Origin of the sequence: Bradyrhizobium sp. JR4.3 (assembly GCF_040547695.1) — a bacterium.
Taxonomy (GTDB): Bacteria; Pseudomonadota; Alphaproteobacteria; order Rhizobiales; family Xanthobacteraceae; genus Bradyrhizobium; species Bradyrhizobium canariense.
The window spans coordinates 1-17,099 of the sequence record NZ_JBEPQF010000028.1 but is presented as its reverse complement, the minus strand read 5'-3'; the positions used below and the strand labels follow the sequence as shown (position 1 = coordinate 17,099).

Here is a 17,099-nt window from a genome sequence, read left to right as displayed (position 1 = left end):
GGGTTCAGGCTCCAGTGGCGATGGGCGATAAAGCGGGCTCGTGCGCCATGGCGAGCTCGCCGAGGAAGCTGTAGCGTTCGAGGCTGTCGATCCGGACCGGCAGGATTTGTCCGATGATGTCGGGCGAGGCCATCACATGCGCGGGCTGGAGGAAGGCGGTCCGGCCGACGATCTGGCCATCCCTGCGGGCCGGACGCTCGAACAGCACATCGACCGTTGAGCCAATCGCAGCCTTGTTGAAGGCCGATTGCTGGCTGTCGATCAGTTCCTGGAGCCGCTCCAATCGCTGGTCCATCTCAGAGGGGGACACCGTCTCCTGCATATCCGCGGCCGGCGTTCCCGGCCGGGCGGAGTATTTGAACGAATACGCAGCAGCGTAGCCGATTTGCGTGACAAGCGCGAGGGTCGCGAGAAAATCTTGCTCGCTCTCGCCCGGGAAGCCGACGATGAAATCTGATGAGAAAGCAATGTCTTGGCGTGCGGACCGGAAACGGTCGACGACACGCCGATAATCATCGGCGGTATGTTTCCGGTTCATGGCGGCCAAAATCCGGTCCGAGCCCGACTGCACCGGCAGGTGCACGAAGGGCATCAGCGCGCCGAGATCGCGATGGGCTGCAATCAGACTGTCATCTACATCGCGGGGATGGCTGGTCGAATAGCGCAGCCGCGCGACGCCCGGAAGCGCCGCGAGGTGCTCCAGCAGCCTGCCGAGCGGCCAGCTTTTTCCGTCCGGCCCCTCGCCATGATAGGCGTTGACGTTCTGTCCGATCAGCGTGAGCTCGCGTACGCCGTTCTCAGTGAGCCGCTTTACGTCATCGACGATCTTTGCCACCGGCCGCGAGACTTCCGAGCCACGCGTGTAAGGCACGACGCAGAAGGTGCAGAACTTGTCGCAGCCTTCCTGCACCGTGACGAAAGCGGAAATGCCGCGGGCGCGGATTGCGCCGGGCTTGGGCTGGGCGAGGAAACTGAACTTGTCCTGAGCAGGGAATTCTGTCTCGATGGCGCGGCCTTCATTGCCGGCGCGCTTCAAGAGCTGCGGCAAATGATGATAGCTCTGCGGTCCCACCACGACGTCGACCGCGGGCGCACGGCGCACGATCTCCTCGCCTTCGGCCTGTGCCACGCAGCCCGCGACCGCGATCTGCATGGTGCGCCCATCGCGCGCGGCGGCGTCCTTGGCGACGCGCAGGCGGCCGAGCTCCGAATAGACCTTTTCCGAGGCCTTCTCGCGGATATGGCAGGTATTGAGGATGACGAGGTCGGCGTCATCAGCGCTGGCCGTCTCCACGAATCCTTCCGGGGCCAGCGTGTCCACCATGCGCTGGGCATCGTAGACGTTCATCTGGCAGCCATATGATTTGATGTGCAGCTTGCGCGGCGGCGTCATGGAACCCGGAAATGAGGTGGGAGGACCGCCCTCAGATATAGACTGGGGCTGCGGAAATCCAGCGATTGGGGTCTTTTTGGTCGTCATTCCGGGGCGCGGCGCAGTCGCGAACCCGGAATCCAGGGGTTTTGGCACGAGATTCCGGGTTCGATGCTGGCGCATCGCCCCGGAATGACGCCGAGAGGAGGGATTCAGCCCGCCAGAGTGTCCGCAGCGACCTGCCGGAGCAGCTCCGGCAATTGCCGCATATCGTCGAACGTCAATCCGGCCCCCGCGCTCCGTAGTCTTTCGGCGTGGCCTGGCGGGCAATGGCTGCCACCGTGAAAGCCCAGCACGGTCATCCCGGCGGCATGCGCGCCGGTCACCCCGGGGACGCTGTCCTCGATCACGAGACACCGCTCCGGCGCGACTTTCATCTGCGCGGCGGCAAACAGGAAAAGATCGGGCGCGGGCTTGCCGCGTGCGACCTGGCTCGCCGAAAAGATGTTCGGAGCGAGCAGATCGTAGAGACCTGCGCAGGTCAGGCCATGGTGGATCTTCTCCGGCGTGCCGCTCGACGCAACGCATTTAGGCAAATCGATTGCGCCGATCGCTGCGGCCACATGGGTGATCGGCTGCAAATCGCTGGCATAAAATTGCAGCGTCGCCGCATTCACCTGGCTTTCGAGATCATCGGGAAGATTGCGGCCGATCTCCTGTTCGACCATTCGCCGCGCATCTTTCTCGGATACGCCGAGAAAGCGGACCAGCACCTGCTCCGATGTGATCGGATAGCCGTGCCGGGACAGCACATCCGCATGCGCGCGACAGGAGATCACCTCGCTGTCCACGAGCACGCCGTCGCAATCGAAGATGACGAGATCGATCGCCACTTAACTTGTGGGTTTGTCGTCGTCGAGCGGGACGCAATAGAGTTCGAGCCGATGATCGACCAGCTTGTAACCGAGCTTGCGGGCGATCTCCGCCTGAAGCTTCTCGATCTCCTCGGAGGTGAACTCGATCACCTTGCCGTCGCGCAGGTTGATGAGATGGTCGTGATGGCTGTCGCGCATCTGTTCGTAGCGCGCGCGGCCTTCGCGGAAATCATGGCGCTCGATGATGCCCGCATCCTCGAACAGCTTGACGGTCCGATACACGGTCGAGATCGAGATCTTGTCGTCGACGGCGACACAGCGGCGGTACAGTTCCTCGACATCGGGATGATCGACCGCCTCCGCGAGCACGCGGGCGATGACACGGCGCTGCTCGGTCATGCGCATGCCGGTGGCGGCACAGCGCGCCTCGATGTCGGACGCCTTGGAAGCGGGGGAAGGTTTAAGACCAGTCATGTGATATCCGCCTGACGGGGCGCCTTCTGCCATCAATGTTACGACAAGTCACGTCGCATCAGAAGTGCGTTCAATTGTTCCCCGTTCGGCTGCTTATAGTAGCGTTCGCGGCGTCCGACCACCATGAATCCGGTTCGGTCGTAGAGCCGCCGCGCCGGCTGGTTGTTTTCTTCGACTTCGAGAAATATTGTGCGGACGCCGCGTCCTGCCAGGTGGCCGAGATGGGTCATCAGCAGCGTGCGAGAGAGGCCGCGGCCGCGATGGGCCTGGTCGACCGCGATCGAGAGGATCTCCGCTTCGTCTGCGCCGATCCGCGACACCGCGAAGCCCACGGTCTTGCGGCCGAGGCGCAACCGGTGCACCAGCGTATTGCGCTCGCTGAGCATGCTCTCGAACTCGCCTTCGCCCCAACCGCGCGCGAAGGAGGCGCCGTGGAGCTGCGCGAGCCGTGCAACGTCGCCCGCGACAGCCGGCTCGACGACGGGCGTCCCGCCGCGCCACCATTCCGAGAACCAGTTCATCATGAGCTTGCGGCTTGTGCTGCAAGCGGCAGTTGTGCGGGCGGCTTTGCGTCGGGCGCCCGCAGATAGAACGGCCGCGCCGGATTTGTCGCGGGATCGGCGGCGGCGCCAAGCCATGCGACCCAGCCGATGTCGGGCGCGGGCTGCGCGTCGACCGCGACCGGCTGCGGCATATCTTTCGGCCAGCGCTCGGCGAGGATCTTCGCGGCATTGCCGACCAGATGCGGCGCGCCGAATTGCGAAGCCGTGATCGCCTCATCAATGGGAGCGACGCCCGGCCGCACCAGCTGACTGCCGTCACCGGCCACGATCTGGAAATAGACGTGGTCGTGCCGCGCGTCGATCGCCGAGATCACCGGCGCCGCTCCGCTTTGGCCGACGACGGCGGCGGCATAGGCGGACAAGGTGGTCAGGCCGACGGCAGGCCGCTTCGCAGCAAGCGCAAGGCCGCGGGCCGCCGAAATGCCGACGCGCAGGCCGGTGAAACTTCCGGGGCCCATGGTGACCGCGATGCGGTCGAGCGCTGTGAAGGCGAGATTGGCTGACTGCATCACGCGCGCGATCATCGGCATCAGCGCTTCGGCGTGGCCGCGCTTCATCAGAAGCTGCTCCTGTGCTAGGAGCTGGCCGGAATCGGTGTCGAGAACGGCAACCGCGCACGCTTCCAGCGCGGTATCGATGGCAAGGATCAGCATGGAACGATCATAGCATCATCCCGGTCGTCATGGCCGGGCTTGTCCCGGCCATCCACGCCTTTGCGGACCAGCCTACATCGGTCGGACTTCGACCACGTCGGGGACGAAGTGCTTGAGCAGGTTCTGGATGCCGTGCTGGAGCGTCGCGGTCGATGACGGGCAGCCGGCGCAGGAGCCCTTCATGTTGAGATAGACGATACCGTCCTTGAAGCCGCGGAAAGTGATGTCGCCGCCGTCATTGGCGACCGCGGGGCGCACGCGGGTCTCGATCAGATCCTTGATCATGTCGACCGTCTCGGCATCGGCCTCGTCGAAGAATTCGTCCTCGTCGTCGAGATCGACATCGCTCGCGGCAGCACCGTCGGCGAGCAGCGGCGCGCCGGACATATAGTGCTCCATGATGGCGCCGAGGATCGCGGGCTTGAGCTGTTGCCATTCACCGTTCGCTTTGGTCACGGTGATGAAGTCCGATCCGTAGAACACTCCGGTCACACCGGGGACCTCGAACAGCTTTTCGGCGAGCGGCGAGCGTGCGGCCGATTCGCGGTTGGCAAATTCCATCGGTCCGCCGTCGACCACGACGCGGCCGGGAATGAACTTCAGCGTGGCGGGATTGGGAGTGGCTTCGGTTTGAATGAACATGGTTTTCTCCAGACGTCGCCGGTTCAAGGCCGGCGCGTGCCCTATCCACTAGCAGATGGCGACGGCGAACGCACGGTCAAGGGGTGGGCTGGTCGTTCACCTGTTATATCAGCGGGTTAGGGTACCCCAATCTCCCTCCGCAGACCAACGAGGCGAGGTGAAGAGCAACAGCCTAAGACAGCGAATCCACGCTCTGGTCGCTCAGCGCGCCGGAAATGACCGTCACCGGCACCGGGAACGTGCCGAGCGCGTGCGCGAGCAGCGAGACCAATGGCCCCGGGCCTTCCGCGCCCGGGTTCGCGGCGAGCACCAGCATGGCGATGTCGGGGTCCTCGTCGATCACCGCCAGCAGCTGTTCCATGGCGGCGCCTTCGCGGATCACCCGTTCCGGCGTGATCGCGGCGATGCCGTTGGCGCGGCCGGCGGCACGGTCGAGCGCGGCTTCCGCCGCCTCCTGCGCTTCGGCGCGCATGATGTCGGCGACCCCCAGCCATTCCTGGCTCTGCTGTTCGGGCTCGATGATGCGGAGCATCACCACGCCGCCGCCGGCCCGGATCGCCCAGCGGCTGGCGTAATAGACCGCGCGATCCCATTCAGCGGTGTCGTCGACGATGACGAGGCATTTGGGCTTGTGACCCGGCTCGAAGCAAAGTCGCTTGCTGGTCATGCATGTCCCGGAATGTGCACGGCTGACATGCTGCCACACTCCGTCGTGCTTGGGGAGAGCGGAAGCGGCCGGCGCCATGACGTCGGCCGCGTTTTCGCGAACGCGCTTTAGCGCCGGCGGATGAAGCCGACGATGTCCTTCGAGAGCTTCATGGTCTCGTCGGCGATCGCGCGCGCCCGGTCGGCGCCGTCGTTCAGGATCGCGTCGATATGGCCGGGGTCGGCGACGAGGCGCTTCATCTCGCCGGCGATCGGCGCGAGCTTGGTGACGCACAGCTCCACCAGCGCGTTCTTGAAGCTGGAGAACTGGCCGCCGCCGAAATCCCTGAGCACGTCGGCCTTGGAGCGGCCCGAGAGGGCTGCGTAGATGCCGACGAGATTGTCGGCCTCGGGGCGCGCTTCCAGACCCTTCTCCTCGGTTGGCAGCGGCTCCGGGTCGGTCTTGGCCTTGCGCACCTTCTGCGCGATGGTGTCGGCATCGTCGGTCAAATTGATGCGCGAATTGTCCGACGCGTCCGACTTCGACATCTTCTTGGTGCCGTCGCGCAAGCTCATCACGCGCGTCGCCGGGCCCGTGATCAAGGGCTCCGGCAGCGGGAAGAACAGGCCGTCATTGGCGCCCTGGCTGCGGATCGAGTCGGCGAAGTCGTTGTTGAACTTCTGCGCGATGTCGCGCGAGAGTTCGAGATGCTGCTTCTGGTCCTCGCCGACCGGAACGTGGGTGGCGCGGTAGAGCAGAATGTCGGCCGCCATCAGCACCGGATAGTCGAACAGCCCGACGGACGCGTTCTCGCGGTCCTTGCCGGCCTTCTCCTTGAACTGGGTCATGCGGCCCAGCCAGCCCATGCGCGCGACGCAGTTGAAGATCCAGGCGAGTTCGGCGTGGCCCGAGACCTGACTCTGGTTGAACACGATGTGCTTGCTCGGATCGATGCCGCTGGCGATGAACGCCGCGGTCACCTCGCGGGTGTTGCGTGCGAGTTCGACCGGTCCACCCCAGACGTCCACGCCCTGCGTGATCGCGTGCATATCGACGACGCAATAGATGCAGTTGTGGGTTTCCTGCATCTTCACGAAGTTGACGATCGCGCCGAGATAATTGCCGAGGTGCAGATTGCCCGTCGGCTGGACGCCCGAAAAAACCCGTTCAACGAATGGCATGGCAGCTTTCCTGCAAGATACGGGGCGTCGTTTCCAACAGCGGCGCTGCCCCGTCAAGGGGATTTCGCGAAACTCAGGCGCCAGGATCGGGCTGGGCGGGGCGCTTCAAGGCACCGGCCGCCTCGCGCCAGGACGCGACGCGGAGGATTTGCAGGAGCAAGCCATAGGCGACGATTCCCGCGGCGATCTGTGATCCCAGCGCAATGAAGCGGATGAGCCCATGGGCCTCCGAAGGCAAGAGGTCCGCCGTCAGCCACAGCAGGCCGCCCATGGCGACCGTGGCGAGCACGATTCGCGGCAGCCGTTTGCGGGCCGCGGCATCGACCGAGAAGCCGAATTCACTGTTGCCTTTCCGGAGCAGCGAGATCGCACTGCTCCAGGCGCCGGCGGCAATGCTGGCAGCGATCCCGCTCGCGCCGAAGAAATGACCGAGCAGGACCGCGAGCGCGACCGCGACCACGACCCCTTTCGCGGTCGCCAGCAGCGGCGTCATGGTGTCGCCGCGGGCAAAATAGGCTGGCGAGAGCGCCTTGATCAGCACATGCGCCGGCAGTCCCAGCGCCAGCCACATCAGTGCATGGGCCGTGGCTGCGCTGTCCTCCGCGCCAAAGGCGCCGTGTTCGAACAGCAGCCGCACGATCGGCTCCGCCAGCACAATCAGGCCGAGCGTCGCCGGCAATGCCAGCCCGGTCGCGAGTTCCAGCGCGCGCGATTCCGCATGCGCAACCGCGTCACGGTCACCGCTCCTCACCGCGCGCGTCAGCTCCGGCACCAGCACCGTACCCATGGCGACGCCGACAATGCCAAGCGGCAGCTCGATCAGGCGGTTGGCGAAATAGAGCCAGGAGACCGCGGCGGGCGTGGCGGAGGCGATGATCGCACCGGCGACCATCAGCCATTGCGGGCCGGAGCTCGCGATCATGCCCGGGATCGCCGTGGCGAAGAAGCCGCGCATGTCCTTGTCGAAGCTCACGCGCAGCGGTGTCGCCAGACGCGCACTTCGCTGCGACAGCAGCATCAGCAGCTGCAACAGACCGGCAATGCCGACGGTGGCCGCCAGCATCCAAGCGGCGACGGTCGCATCGGCGTGCCACAGCAGGAGTGCTGCGATCGCGGCGATCAAGGCGATATTGAACAGCAGCGGTGAGAACGCGGTGAGTGCGAAGCGCCCCTGCGCGTTGAGCAGGCCCATCAGCACCGTGACGGGTCCCGCGAAGGCGAGATAAGGCAGCATCAGCCGCGCATTCTGGACGGCGAGATCGAGCGATGTGCTGCCGACGAAGCCCGGCGCGATGATCATGATGATCAGCGGCATCAGCAGTGCAATCACGATTGAGATTGCGATCAGGCCCGCGCTCACGGTGCCGAGCACGCGTCCCGCGAACGCCGCCGCAGCCGCCTCGCCTTCGCTGTCACGAACGCGCAGCCAGGCCGGGATCAACGCCGCATTCAAGGCCCCCTCGCTGAGCAGGCGCCGCACCACATTGACGAGCTGAAATGCCGCCAGAAACGCGTCCGCCACGGCGCCGGTGCCGAGCAGCGCCGCGATCAGGGAATCGCGTGCAAAGCCCAGCAGCCGTGAAGCCAGTGTCCCCGTCGAGACGGTCAGGAAGGAGCGGATCATCGGAACTGCATAATACCGTTGCTTGCCCGCGAAGGGCCGGCCGTGATAGGCCGCGAGCCAGATTTCAGACCGACAGGAAGCGGATTTCCGCGGGTATCGCAATCCGCCAAACAGGATCAAGGTGAATGGCTGACGTGAAATATGACGTTCTCGGCATCGGCAACGCGCTGTTCGACGTGCTGGTCAAGACCGACGAAGCCTTTTTGGGCAAGCACGGCATGACCAAGGGCAGCATGTCCCTGATCGACGAGGCGCGGGCCGCCGCCATCTACAAGGACATGGGCCCGGCGACGGAAGTTTCCGGCGGTTCGGCTGCCAACACCATCGTCGGCATCGGCAGCCTCGGGGCGCGCGCCGCCTATGTCGGCAAGGTCAAGGACGACCAGATCGGCAAGCTCTACGTCCACGACATCCGCGCGGCCGGCGTCGCCTTCAATACGCCCGCGGCGAAGGACGGCCCTGCGACCGGCTGCTCCTACATCCTGGTGACCGATGACGGCGAGCGCACCATGAACACCTATCTCGGCGCCGCGCAGGACCTGACGCCCGCCGACATCGACCCGGCCGAGATCGCGGCGGCCGGCATCGTCTACCTAGAGGGCTATCTCTGGGACCCCAAGAACGCCAAGGACGCCTTCGTCAAGGCGGCCAAGATCGCCCATGATGCCAGGCGCAAGGTGGCGCTGACATTGTCGGATTCCTTCTGCGTCGATCGTTATCGCGACGAATTCCTGGGGCTGATGCGCAACGGCACCGTCGATATCGTGTTCGCCAACGAGTCCGAGCTGCATTCGCTCTACCAGACCTCGGATTTCGACACCGCGCTCAAGCAGCTGCGCAACGACGTCAATCTCGGCGTGGTCACCCGCAGCGAGAAAGGTTGCGTGGTGGTGACGCCAACTGACGCAGTCGCAGCGCCGGCGTCTCCGATCGCGAAACTCGTGGACACCACCGGCGCCGGCGACCTCTTCGCTGCCGGCTTCCTGTTCGGTCTGGCGCGCAACCTGCCCTACAAGCAGTGCGGCGAGCTCGGCGCGCTCGCGGCCGCCGAAGTGATTCAGCACATCGGCGCGCGTCCGCAGGTGTCGCTGAAGGAGCTGGCTGAGCAGCGCGGGTTGACGGATTAAGGTGGACTCTCTCTCTCTCACCCGTCATTGCGAGGAGCGCAGCGACGAAGCAATCCAGACTGCCTCTGCGGAAAGATTCTGGATTGCTTCGCTGCGCTCGCAATGACGATTGAGTTGGCAACCTACGCAGTCTTCGCGGCCTTCAGTCCAAGCCGTTGCTCCACCTCGTCGCGCATCAGGAATTTCTGGATCTTTCCGGTCACGGTCATCGGAAACTCGTCGACGAATTCCACGTATCGCGGAATCTTGTTGTGGGCGATCTGGCCGTCGCAGAAGGCGCGCACCTCTTCCATCGTCAGCGTCTCGCCGGACCTGACCCGGATCCAGGCGCAGAGCTCCTCGCCATAGCGGGTATCCGCAACGCCGAAGATCTGCACGTCCTGAATCTTGGGGTGCCGATAGAGAAATTCCTCAATCTCGCGAGGATAGAGGTTCTCGCCGCCGCGGATCACCATGTCCTTGATGCGGCCGACGATGTTGCAATAACCCTCGTCGTCGATGATGGCGATGTCGCCGGTATGCATCCAGCCATTGGCGTCGAGCACATCCGCGGTCTTCTCCGGCTCCTCCCAATAGCCCAGCATCACGCTGTAGCCACGGGTGCAGAGCTCGCCCCGTTCGCCGCGCTTGACGATCTTGCCGTCGAGATCGACGACCTTGACCTCGACATGCGGATGGATTCGCCCGACCGTCGAGACGCGGCGATCGAGCGGATCGTCGACGGCGCTCTGGAAGCTGACCGGGCTCGTCTCGGTCATGCCATAGGCGATCGTGACCTCGCCCATGTTCATCTCGCTATTGACGCGCTTCATCACCTCGATCGGGCAGGGTGCACCGGCCATGATGCCGGTGCGCAACGATGTCAGATTGAAGTTCGAGAATTCGCTGTGGTCGAGTTCGGCGATGAACATCGTCGGCACACCGTACAGCGCGGTGCATTTTTCCTGCTCGATCGTCCGCAGCGTCGCGAGCGGATCAAACCCCTCGCCGGGATAGACCATGGTCGCGCCGAGCGTGACGGAGGCGAGATTGCCCATCACCATGCCGAAGCAATGATAGAGCGGCACCGGAATGCAGATGCGGTCCGCTTCGGTCAGGCGCATGGCGCGGCCGACGAAATAGCCGTTGTTGAGAATGTTGTGATGGGTCAGCGTCACGCCCTTGGGCGATCCCGTCGTTCCACTGGTGAACTGGATGTTGACGGCATCGTCGAATTGCAGGGAGGCACCGAGCGCGGCGAGCTGCTCACGGTGCGGGAGTCCGGCCATGCCGGCGACCTCGTCGAACGGAATCGTGCCCGGACAGGCGGGGCCGCCGATCTGGATCACGATGCGCAAGTCCGGCAGCCGCGCGGCGCGCAATTGCCCGGGCTTGGCGGTCGCAAGCTCCGGCAACAGCGTGTTGAGCATGTCCATGTAGTTGCTGGTCTTGAACGCCGTCGCGGTGACGATGGCGCTGCATCCGACCTTGTGAAGCGCGAATTCCAGCTCGCTCAGCCGGTAGGCCGGATTGATCGTCACCAGGATAAGGCCGGCCTTGGCGGCGGCGAATTGTGTCAGCGTCCATTCCGGCCGGTTCAGCGACCAGATGCCGATCCGTTCGCCGCGTTCGAGACCGAGCGCGACAAAGCCGGCGGCGAGCGCGTCGACCCGCTCGGCAAACTCCCTCCATGTCCACCTCACGCCGTGGCTGGGCGAGACCAGCGCCTCGCGATCGCTCCAGCGTCGCGCGGCCTGGTCGAGGCTGCGCCCAATGGTGTCGCCGAGCAGCGGCGTGTCGGAGATGCCGCAAACGTAACTGTCGGCTTTGTCTGCCAAGATCATGTCCTCCAGTCAGGTGCGTTACGGCCGGGACAACAAGCCCGGCCGTGACGCGTCGTGAGAGTCAGGCGCGCCTCAGGCCGCCTTCTGCCCGCTGCCGGCATCGAGCCCGGCATAGACGCCGCGCTCGAAGCCGGCAAAAGCCTCGAGACACTTTGCGTCGGCGAACGGCAGCAGCTGCATCAGGATCACGCCGGTGACGTCGCGCGCCGGGTCGATCCAGTAATAGGTGTTGGCGAGGCCCGCCCAGGCGAGGCTGCCCGCGCTGCGGCCCTCAGCCGTTTTGGCGGTGTTGATCATGAAGCTGAGGCCCCACTTCTTCACCTGCTCCGGATAGAGGTCGACGTCGTTGGTGTACATCGGCGCCGCCGTGGTCATCTTGCCCATGGCGAGATCGCCGATGTGGTTCTGCCCCATCGTCGCGATGGTCTCGGCCTTCAGCACCTGATTGCCGTTGCCGCGGCCCTTGTTGAGGATCATCTGGGTAAACCTGATATAATCGGCCGCGGTCGAATAAAGGCCGCCGCCACCCATATGGAATTCCGGCTCCTGTTCGAGCTCGAACGGGATCGCGGCGAGCTGGCCATCCTCGCCACGCGCATGCATGCCGACCAGGCGCTTGCGCATGTCGGCGGTGATCTTGAAAGCGGTATCGCTCATGCCGAGCGGTGCGAACAGATTGTCGCGCAGATAGGCATCGAGGCGCTTGCCGCTGACGGCTTCCACCGCCTTGCCGACGAAATCGATATTGGTGCCGTATTCCCAGCGCGTGCCGGGGTCGGTCATAATAGGCGTCTTCAATGCCGCGTTCTGGCAGGTGGTGATGGCGGGGATGCCGTTCTTGTCCAGATAGACCGCGAGATCGCCGTTCCACATGTTGTAGCAGAAGCCTGCCGTGTGGGTCATGAGCTGGCGCAGCGTGATCGGCCCCTTGGCCGGCCGCAGCTTGGCCCCGCCCTTGGCGTCAAAGCCTTCGAGCACCTGCGGCTTGGCGAGATCAGGCAACACCTCGCCGATCGGCGCATCCAGCGACAGCTTGCCCTGTTCGACGAGCTGCATCGCGCCCGCTGATGTCACCGCCTTCGTCATCGATGCGATCCAGAACACGCTGTCGGCGGTCATCGCATCCGGCTTGGACAGGTCGCGTTTGCCGAACGCGCCCTGATACAGCACGTCGGTACCGCTGGCGGCAATGGCGACGACGCCGGGAATCTCTCCGGCTTCGCTCTTCTGGCGCAGAATCTGGTCGATCTCAGCTTTGCCTTGCATCCGCGTTTCCTCCGGTTTGATTATTGTTGGAAGCGATCGATTGTCCTCCCGCGTGCGCCGCGCGGCAAGCACATCCACATACCTGCCGCGGTCGCGATGTCGTGACTTGACGGTCCGTCACCCACGCAGGACGACAATAGGCCGAACCGCAACACGCAGTCACAATCTTCGGTGGATGTCTGCAACCAGCCGTGCCCTTGGATGGGCCTGGGCGAAATGTTTCGAAAGTTTTCGAGCACTTGAAACATTTTGTGAGTTGTGGCGTTCAGCACCGGGCCCAATCGCGGGCAAACGTTAAGACTTGATGCAAATTTGGCGGCCGCCCACCGGCCGCCAGGGGGACCTCAGATGATTTCGACCTGGAGCGAATGGAAGCGCTATCCCCGTGCCGGACGGGGCGAAAACCTGGAAGCGCCGATCGCGCCTGGGATCTATGAGGTCCGCATCGCCGGCACCGGTGCGCTCTATTCGTTCGGCGCGGTCGACAATCTGGCGCAGGCGCTTGCGCTGCTGCCGGTCGGCTCGAAGTCCTGGTTCGGCCGCCGCAACGCGTCCGACGTCCCCGATCTCGAATACCGGACCTGCGCGACCTCCTCCAAGGCCGACGCCAAGGCGGCCGCCGAGCGCATGATCGGGCGGCGCGAGACCTATCTGAGCGGCGCGGCGTAAGGACGCGCCGCTCCCAGCCTGGCTCCCAGCAGATGTGCGTTGCGGGACGGTGCATTGCGCGCCGCTTCTCCCTATATTCCGGCCGAACCGGAACAGCCCGCAAAAGCCCCGCAGGAGCAACGCCATGACCCCGTCCGCCGCCGCACGTGCCCAGCACGCCACGTCCAATTTGCGCGACCGGTTGAAGGACCCGTCGCTGCTGAAGGAGGCCTGCTACATCGACGGCGCCTGGGTCGGCTCGCCGGTCTTCGCGGTCAACAATCCCGCGACCGGCGTCGAGCTTGCAAAGGTTCCGCAGCTCTCCGCGGATGATGCCACCAGGGCCGTCGAAGCGGCCGAGCGCGCCTTCCCGGGCTGGGCCAAGCACACCGCCAAGCAGCGCTCCAATATCTTGCGCAAATGGTTCGAGCTGATCATCGCCAATCGCGAGGACCTCGCGCTGATCCTCACCTCTGAGCAGGGCAAGCCGCTCAGTGAAGCGCTCGGCGAGGTCGACATCGGCGGCGCCTATGTCGAATTTTTCGCCGAGGAAGCCCGCCGCGTCTATGGCGAGACCATTCCGACGCAGCGGCCGGATGCGCGCTTGCTCGCGATCAAGCAGCCGATCGGCGTCTGCGGCGCGATCACGCCGTGGAATTTCCCGAACTCGATGATCACACGAAAGGTTTCGCCGGCGCTTGCGGCCGGCTGCACCGTGGTGCTCAAGCCCGCCAATGAAACGCCGCTGTCGGCGCTGGCGCTTGCCGCGCTCGCGGAGAAAGCCGGCGTGCCCAAGGGCGTGTTCAACATCATCACCGGCGATGCCGCGCCGATCGGCAAGGTGCTGTGCGAGCATCCGGCCGTGCGTTTCGTCGGCTTCACCGGCTCGACTGCGGTCGGCAAGATTCTCTACCGGCAGGCCTCCGTCGGCGTGAAGCGGCTCGGCCTCGAGCTCGGCGGCAACGCGCCGTTCATCGTGTTCGACGACGCCGATATCGATGCGGCGGTCGAAGGCGCCATCGTCTCGAAATACCGTAACATGGGCCAGACCTGCGTCTGCGCCAACCGCATCTACGCCCAGGACAAGATCTACGACGAGTTCGTGCAGAAGCTGTCGAAGAAGGTCGCGGCGATGAAGATCGGCGACGGTACGGAAACCGGCGTCACGCAGGGCCCGCTGATCAATTTGAAAGCGGTCGACAAGGTCGAGCGCCACATTGCGGACGCCGTGAAGCGCGGCGCCAAGGTCGTCACCGGCGGCAAGCGCAGCGAGCTCGGACGCTCGTTCTTCGAGCCGACGGTGCTCTCTGACGTCAAGCCGGACTCGCTGGTGGCGCAAGAGGAAACCTTCGGCCCGCTCGCGCCGGTGATCCGCTTCAAGGACGAGGCCGACGTGATCGCGATGTGCAACGCCTCGCCGTTCGGGCTCGCCTCCTACTTCTACTCCCGCGATCTCGGCCGCGTCTGGCGCGTCGCCGAAGCGCTGGAATCGGGCATGGTCGGCGTCAACACCGGCCTGATCACCACCGAAGTCGCGCCCTTCGGCGGCGTCAAGGAAAGCGGCCTCGGCCGCGAAGGCTCGCATCACGGCATGGAAGAATATGTCGAGATCAAATACGTGATGATGGCGGGGGTGTAAGGGCTCGCCATCATTCCTCCACGTCATTGCGAGCGAAGCGAAGCAATCCAGAATCTTTCCACCGAGACAGTCTGGATTGCTTCGTCGCAAGAGCTCCTCGCAATGACGAAGCTACGCGCTAATCACCGCCTCAACACCGCGATCGTCCGGTTCGCAAAGGTCAGCCGCTCGGCCATCACCGAAACGAAATAGGTCAGCAGCTTGTGGCTGAGTGCGGGATCCTCGACCTTGATCGCGTCGAACTGGTGCGTATTCAGCACGTAGAGCACGCTGTCGACTTCGGCCTGGATGGTGGCGCTGCGCGGTGTCTGTGACACCAGCCCCATCTCGCCGATCGTTGTGTAACGGCCGAGGCTGCGCACGCGCGTGGTGCGGTCGTCGTCGGCAGGAATCATGATACCGACGCGGCCCTCGAGGATGAAATGCATGGAATCGGCGGGATCGCCGGCTTGCACGATGACCTCGCCGGCTTCGACCTCGATGCGCTGGCAGCGGCGGATCAGTTCGTCGGCGCCATCCTCGCTGCCGAGAATCGCTGTGAACCAGTCGCGCAGGCTGGCTTCTTCCTGCGCCAGCTCCTGATGCAGCGAGATGAGCTCGTTCTCGCACCATTCCAGCGCGCGATCGAGCTCGGGGATGATGGTGACACCCTCGCCGACGAAGTCGCTGGAGCGCAGCACCTTCTCGGCCGCAGCCGACAGATGCACCAGGATCAGCTCGACGCCGAGTTCGCCAGCGCTGCGCTTGATCTGGGCGAAGCTATAGGCAGCCGATGAATCGACGCCGGTGACGAGCTTGAAGTCGAACAGCAGATAGCGACATTCGGGGCGCTCCTGAAGCAGCCGCTTGACGTGCTGGTAGAGCCGGTTGGCCGAGCCGAAGAACAGATAGCTCTGGAGATTGAGGCCCTGGATCTTGCCGCCATGGGCCAGCAGCACGTCCTGATCGTCGCGCGAGCGGTCGAGCGAGGAGCGGTACTCCGAGCCGTCGAAACTGTACTTGATCGACTCCACCCGTGCGGCGCTGAACGCAAACGTCGCGCAGCCGATGATGACGCCGATCAGGATGCCCGGCACAAAACCCCAGGCGACGATGATCGCGATGATGGTGATCAGCGACAGATATTCCAGCTTCGACAGCCGCTTGCGCGACTCGACGATCCATTTGTGCAGCTGGTCGGCGCCGAGATAGAGCAACAGGCCGCCGAGCACGAATTTGGGGATGAAGCCGAGCAGCTCGGGTGCGACGGCGAGCACCAGCAGCGACAGCGCTGCGGCCGTGAGGCCGGACAGGCGCCCGCGGCCGCCGCTGGAGAAATTAAGCATCGAGCGGCTGGTCGAGCTGCAGCCGGGATAGCCGCCCAGCACGCCGGTCAGGATATTGGCGGCGCCGGTGACGTTCAGCTCAGATTCCAGATTGGCTTCGCGATGCGTGGCCACCTCGATGCCGGTGGTGTTGAACAGCGTGCTCGAGGCGGTGACGAAGATGACGGCGACGACATTGCCAAGCAGGTCCGGGATGGCAAACCAGGGATATCGGGCGAGATCGTCGCTGTGCCAGGGCAGCATGAAGACCGCTTGCGGCGGGGACTGAAAGGTCCAGCCCAACGTGCGCGCGTCGTCGAAGGAAACGCCGGTGATCCAGAATGCCAGATGCGCGGTGAGCACGCCGCCGACCAGGATGATCGGCAGTCCGAACGGGCTGCGCGAGCGGTGCCAGGTGAAATACAGCACCAGCGCCATCGCGCAGGCGGCACCGAGCTCCAGCAGGATGGTACGGTTGGCGAAGTGCGACAGTGTCGCGAATTGCAGGGGATGGTCGGTGATCACCCGGACCGCACCCATGACGATGAGAAGTCCGGTTGCGCCGAGGAAGCCGCCGACCACCGGATAAGGCACGTAGCGGATGGCGCGGCCAAGCCGGGTCAGGCCCAGTCCACACAGCACCAATCCTGTCAGCATCGTCGACAGGCCGAGCGTGATCAGGACCGGTGACAGCAACGGCGCTGACAGGTTCGCCGTCTCGATGCGTTCGACCACGGAAGCCGCCAGGATACCCGTCACCGCCGCGGTCGAGCTGTCGGGGGCTGCAATCGCGAAGGGCAGGGAGCTGCCGAGCGCGACGACGGCCGCAAGCACCGCAGAGCTGACGAAGGTTGCCGTGATGCCGTAGGACAGATAGGGCGACAACGGCCCCGCGAAGATCAGCAGCGAGTAGGACAGTCCGAATGTGACGGTCAGGACGCTGGCGGCGCTCCCGCCCAATATATCATTCAGCGCGCGCTTGAGAGCCGGATTAAGCCCGGTCGACGGAGTGAAGCCAATCGCTGGATCTGTCACGCCGTGACACTCGCTCGTGAATATTCCCCTCCGAGAGGTAGACGACTGCGAGCCTGGCGCAACAGGATTCTTGCAAGCCGGATGGAAGAAACCGAAGCGCCTACCATTCGTCGTGGGGGGGGGGGTTGGCCCCGCCCCCCCCCGGGGGGGGGCAGCCCGCGGGGGCGGTACGGGCGGGGGGGCAAAGACCCCCCCAAAAATTAGGAAAAAACCCCCCACCCCCCGGG

General features: G+C 64.6%; 15 protein-coding genes. 3 read left to right on the top strand and 12 right to left on the bottom strand.

The window, feature by feature from the left end; all coding sequences use genetic code 11:
• Nucleotides 1-4 precede the first annotated feature (4 nt).
• The 9 genes from miaB to murJ all read right to left on the bottom strand — a co-directional run bounded on the left by miaB (nucleotide 5) and on the right by murJ (nucleotide 8,030).
• Nucleotides 5-1,393, bottom strand: a complete 1,389-nt coding sequence (gene miaB / locus ABIB91_RS31710) for a tRNA (N6-isopentenyl adenosine(37)-C2)-methylthiotransferase MiaB (RefSeq protein ID WP_354170445.1) — start codon at nucleotides 1,391-1,393, stop codon at nucleotides 5-7.
• Between the two features lie 191 nt (nucleotides 1,394-1,584).
• Nucleotides 1,585-2,265: an HAD family hydrolase gene (locus ABIB91_RS31705; RefSeq protein ID WP_354170447.1), complete on the bottom strand. Its 681-nt coding sequence runs from the start codon at nucleotides 2,263-2,265 to the stop codon at nucleotides 1,585-1,587.
• Nucleotides 2,266-2,721, bottom strand: coding sequence for a Fur family transcriptional regulator (locus tag ABIB91_RS31700; RefSeq protein ID WP_354170449.1), 456 nt, complete (start codon nucleotides 2,719-2,721; stop codon nucleotides 2,266-2,268).
• 38 nt (nucleotides 2,722-2,759) lie between these two features.
• On the bottom strand, nucleotides 2,760-3,245 hold the full coding sequence (gene rimI, locus ABIB91_RS31695; protein WP_354170451.1) for a ribosomal protein S18-alanine N-acetyltransferase: 486 nt from the start codon (nucleotides 3,243-3,245) through the stop codon (nucleotides 2,760-2,762).
• Complete coding sequence (tsaB, locus tag ABIB91_RS31690; RefSeq protein WP_354170453.1) at nucleotides 3,242-3,937, bottom strand: tRNA (adenosine(37)-N6)-threonylcarbamoyltransferase complex dimerization subunit type 1 TsaB; 696 nt, start codon at nucleotides 3,935-3,937, stop codon at nucleotides 3,242-3,244. Before tsaB ends, rimI begins: the two co-directional genes overlap by 4 nt.
• A 72-nt stretch (nucleotides 3,938-4,009) precedes the next feature.
• A complete protein-coding gene (locus ABIB91_RS31685; RefSeq protein ID WP_354170455.1) occupies nucleotides 4,010-4,579 on the bottom strand; it encodes a NifU family protein in 570 nt (189 codons plus the stop codon).
• Nucleotides 4,580-4,751: 172 nt separating this feature from the next.
• On the bottom strand, nucleotides 4,752-5,246 hold the full coding sequence (locus tag ABIB91_RS31680) for a universal stress protein (RefSeq protein ID WP_007598307.1): 495 nt from the start codon (nucleotides 5,244-5,246) through the stop codon (nucleotides 4,752-4,754).
• A 107-nt stretch (nucleotides 5,247-5,353) separates the two neighbouring features.
• Nucleotides 5,354-6,406 carry a tryptophan--tRNA ligase gene (gene trpS, locus ABIB91_RS31675; RefSeq protein WP_354170458.1) on the bottom strand — a complete coding sequence of 351 codons (1,053 nt, stop codon included), beginning with the start codon at nucleotides 6,404-6,406 and terminating at the stop codon, nucleotides 5,354-5,356.
• Nucleotides 6,407-6,479: 73 nt separating this feature from the next.
• On the bottom strand, nucleotides 6,480-8,030 hold the full coding sequence (gene murJ, locus ABIB91_RS31670; RefSeq protein ID WP_354170460.1) for a murein biosynthesis integral membrane protein MurJ: 1,551 nt from the start codon (nucleotides 8,028-8,030) through the stop codon (nucleotides 6,480-6,482).
• Nucleotides 8,031-8,155: 125 nt separating this feature from the next.
• Between murJ and ABIB91_RS31665 the strand changes: the two genes are divergently transcribed.
• Nucleotides 8,156-9,157 (top strand): adenosine kinase, encoded by a 1,002-nt coding sequence (locus ABIB91_RS31665; protein ID WP_354170462.1) that lies wholly within the window; start codon nucleotides 8,156-8,158, stop codon nucleotides 9,155-9,157.
• A gap of 122 nt (nucleotides 9,158-9,279) precedes the next feature.
• Here ABIB91_RS31665 and ABIB91_RS31660 read toward each other — a convergent pair whose 3' ends face one another.
• Entirely contained in the window at nucleotides 9,280-10,974 is a 1,695-nt protein-coding gene (locus ABIB91_RS31660; RefSeq protein WP_354170463.1) for an AMP-binding protein, read from the bottom strand.
• Between the two features lie 78 nt (nucleotides 10,975-11,052).
• On the bottom strand, nucleotides 11,053-12,246 hold the full coding sequence (locus tag ABIB91_RS31655) for a serine hydrolase domain-containing protein (protein WP_354170465.1): 1,194 nt from the start codon (nucleotides 12,244-12,246) through the stop codon (nucleotides 11,053-11,055).
• Between the two features lie 348 nt (nucleotides 12,247-12,594).
• Between ABIB91_RS31655 and ABIB91_RS31650 the strand changes: the two genes are divergently transcribed.
• Both ABIB91_RS31650 and ABIB91_RS31645 read left to right on the top strand, forming a co-directional pair.
• On the top strand, nucleotides 12,595-12,915 hold the full coding sequence (locus tag ABIB91_RS31650) for a hypothetical protein (RefSeq protein ID WP_007598300.1): 321 nt from the start codon (nucleotides 12,595-12,597) through the stop codon (nucleotides 12,913-12,915).
• A 124-nt stretch (nucleotides 12,916-13,039) separates the two neighbouring features.
• Entirely contained in the window at nucleotides 13,040-14,533 is a 1,494-nt protein-coding gene (locus ABIB91_RS31645; protein WP_007598299.1) for an NAD-dependent succinate-semialdehyde dehydrogenase, read from the top strand.
• 122 nt (nucleotides 14,534-14,655) lie between these two features.
• Here ABIB91_RS31645 and ABIB91_RS31640 read toward each other — a convergent pair whose 3' ends face one another.
• On the bottom strand, nucleotides 14,656-16,872 hold the full coding sequence (locus ABIB91_RS31640; RefSeq protein ID WP_354170468.1) for an SLC26A/SulP transporter family protein: 2,217 nt from the start codon (nucleotides 16,870-16,872) through the stop codon (nucleotides 14,656-14,658).
• Nucleotides 16,873-17,099 lie beyond the last annotated feature (227 nt).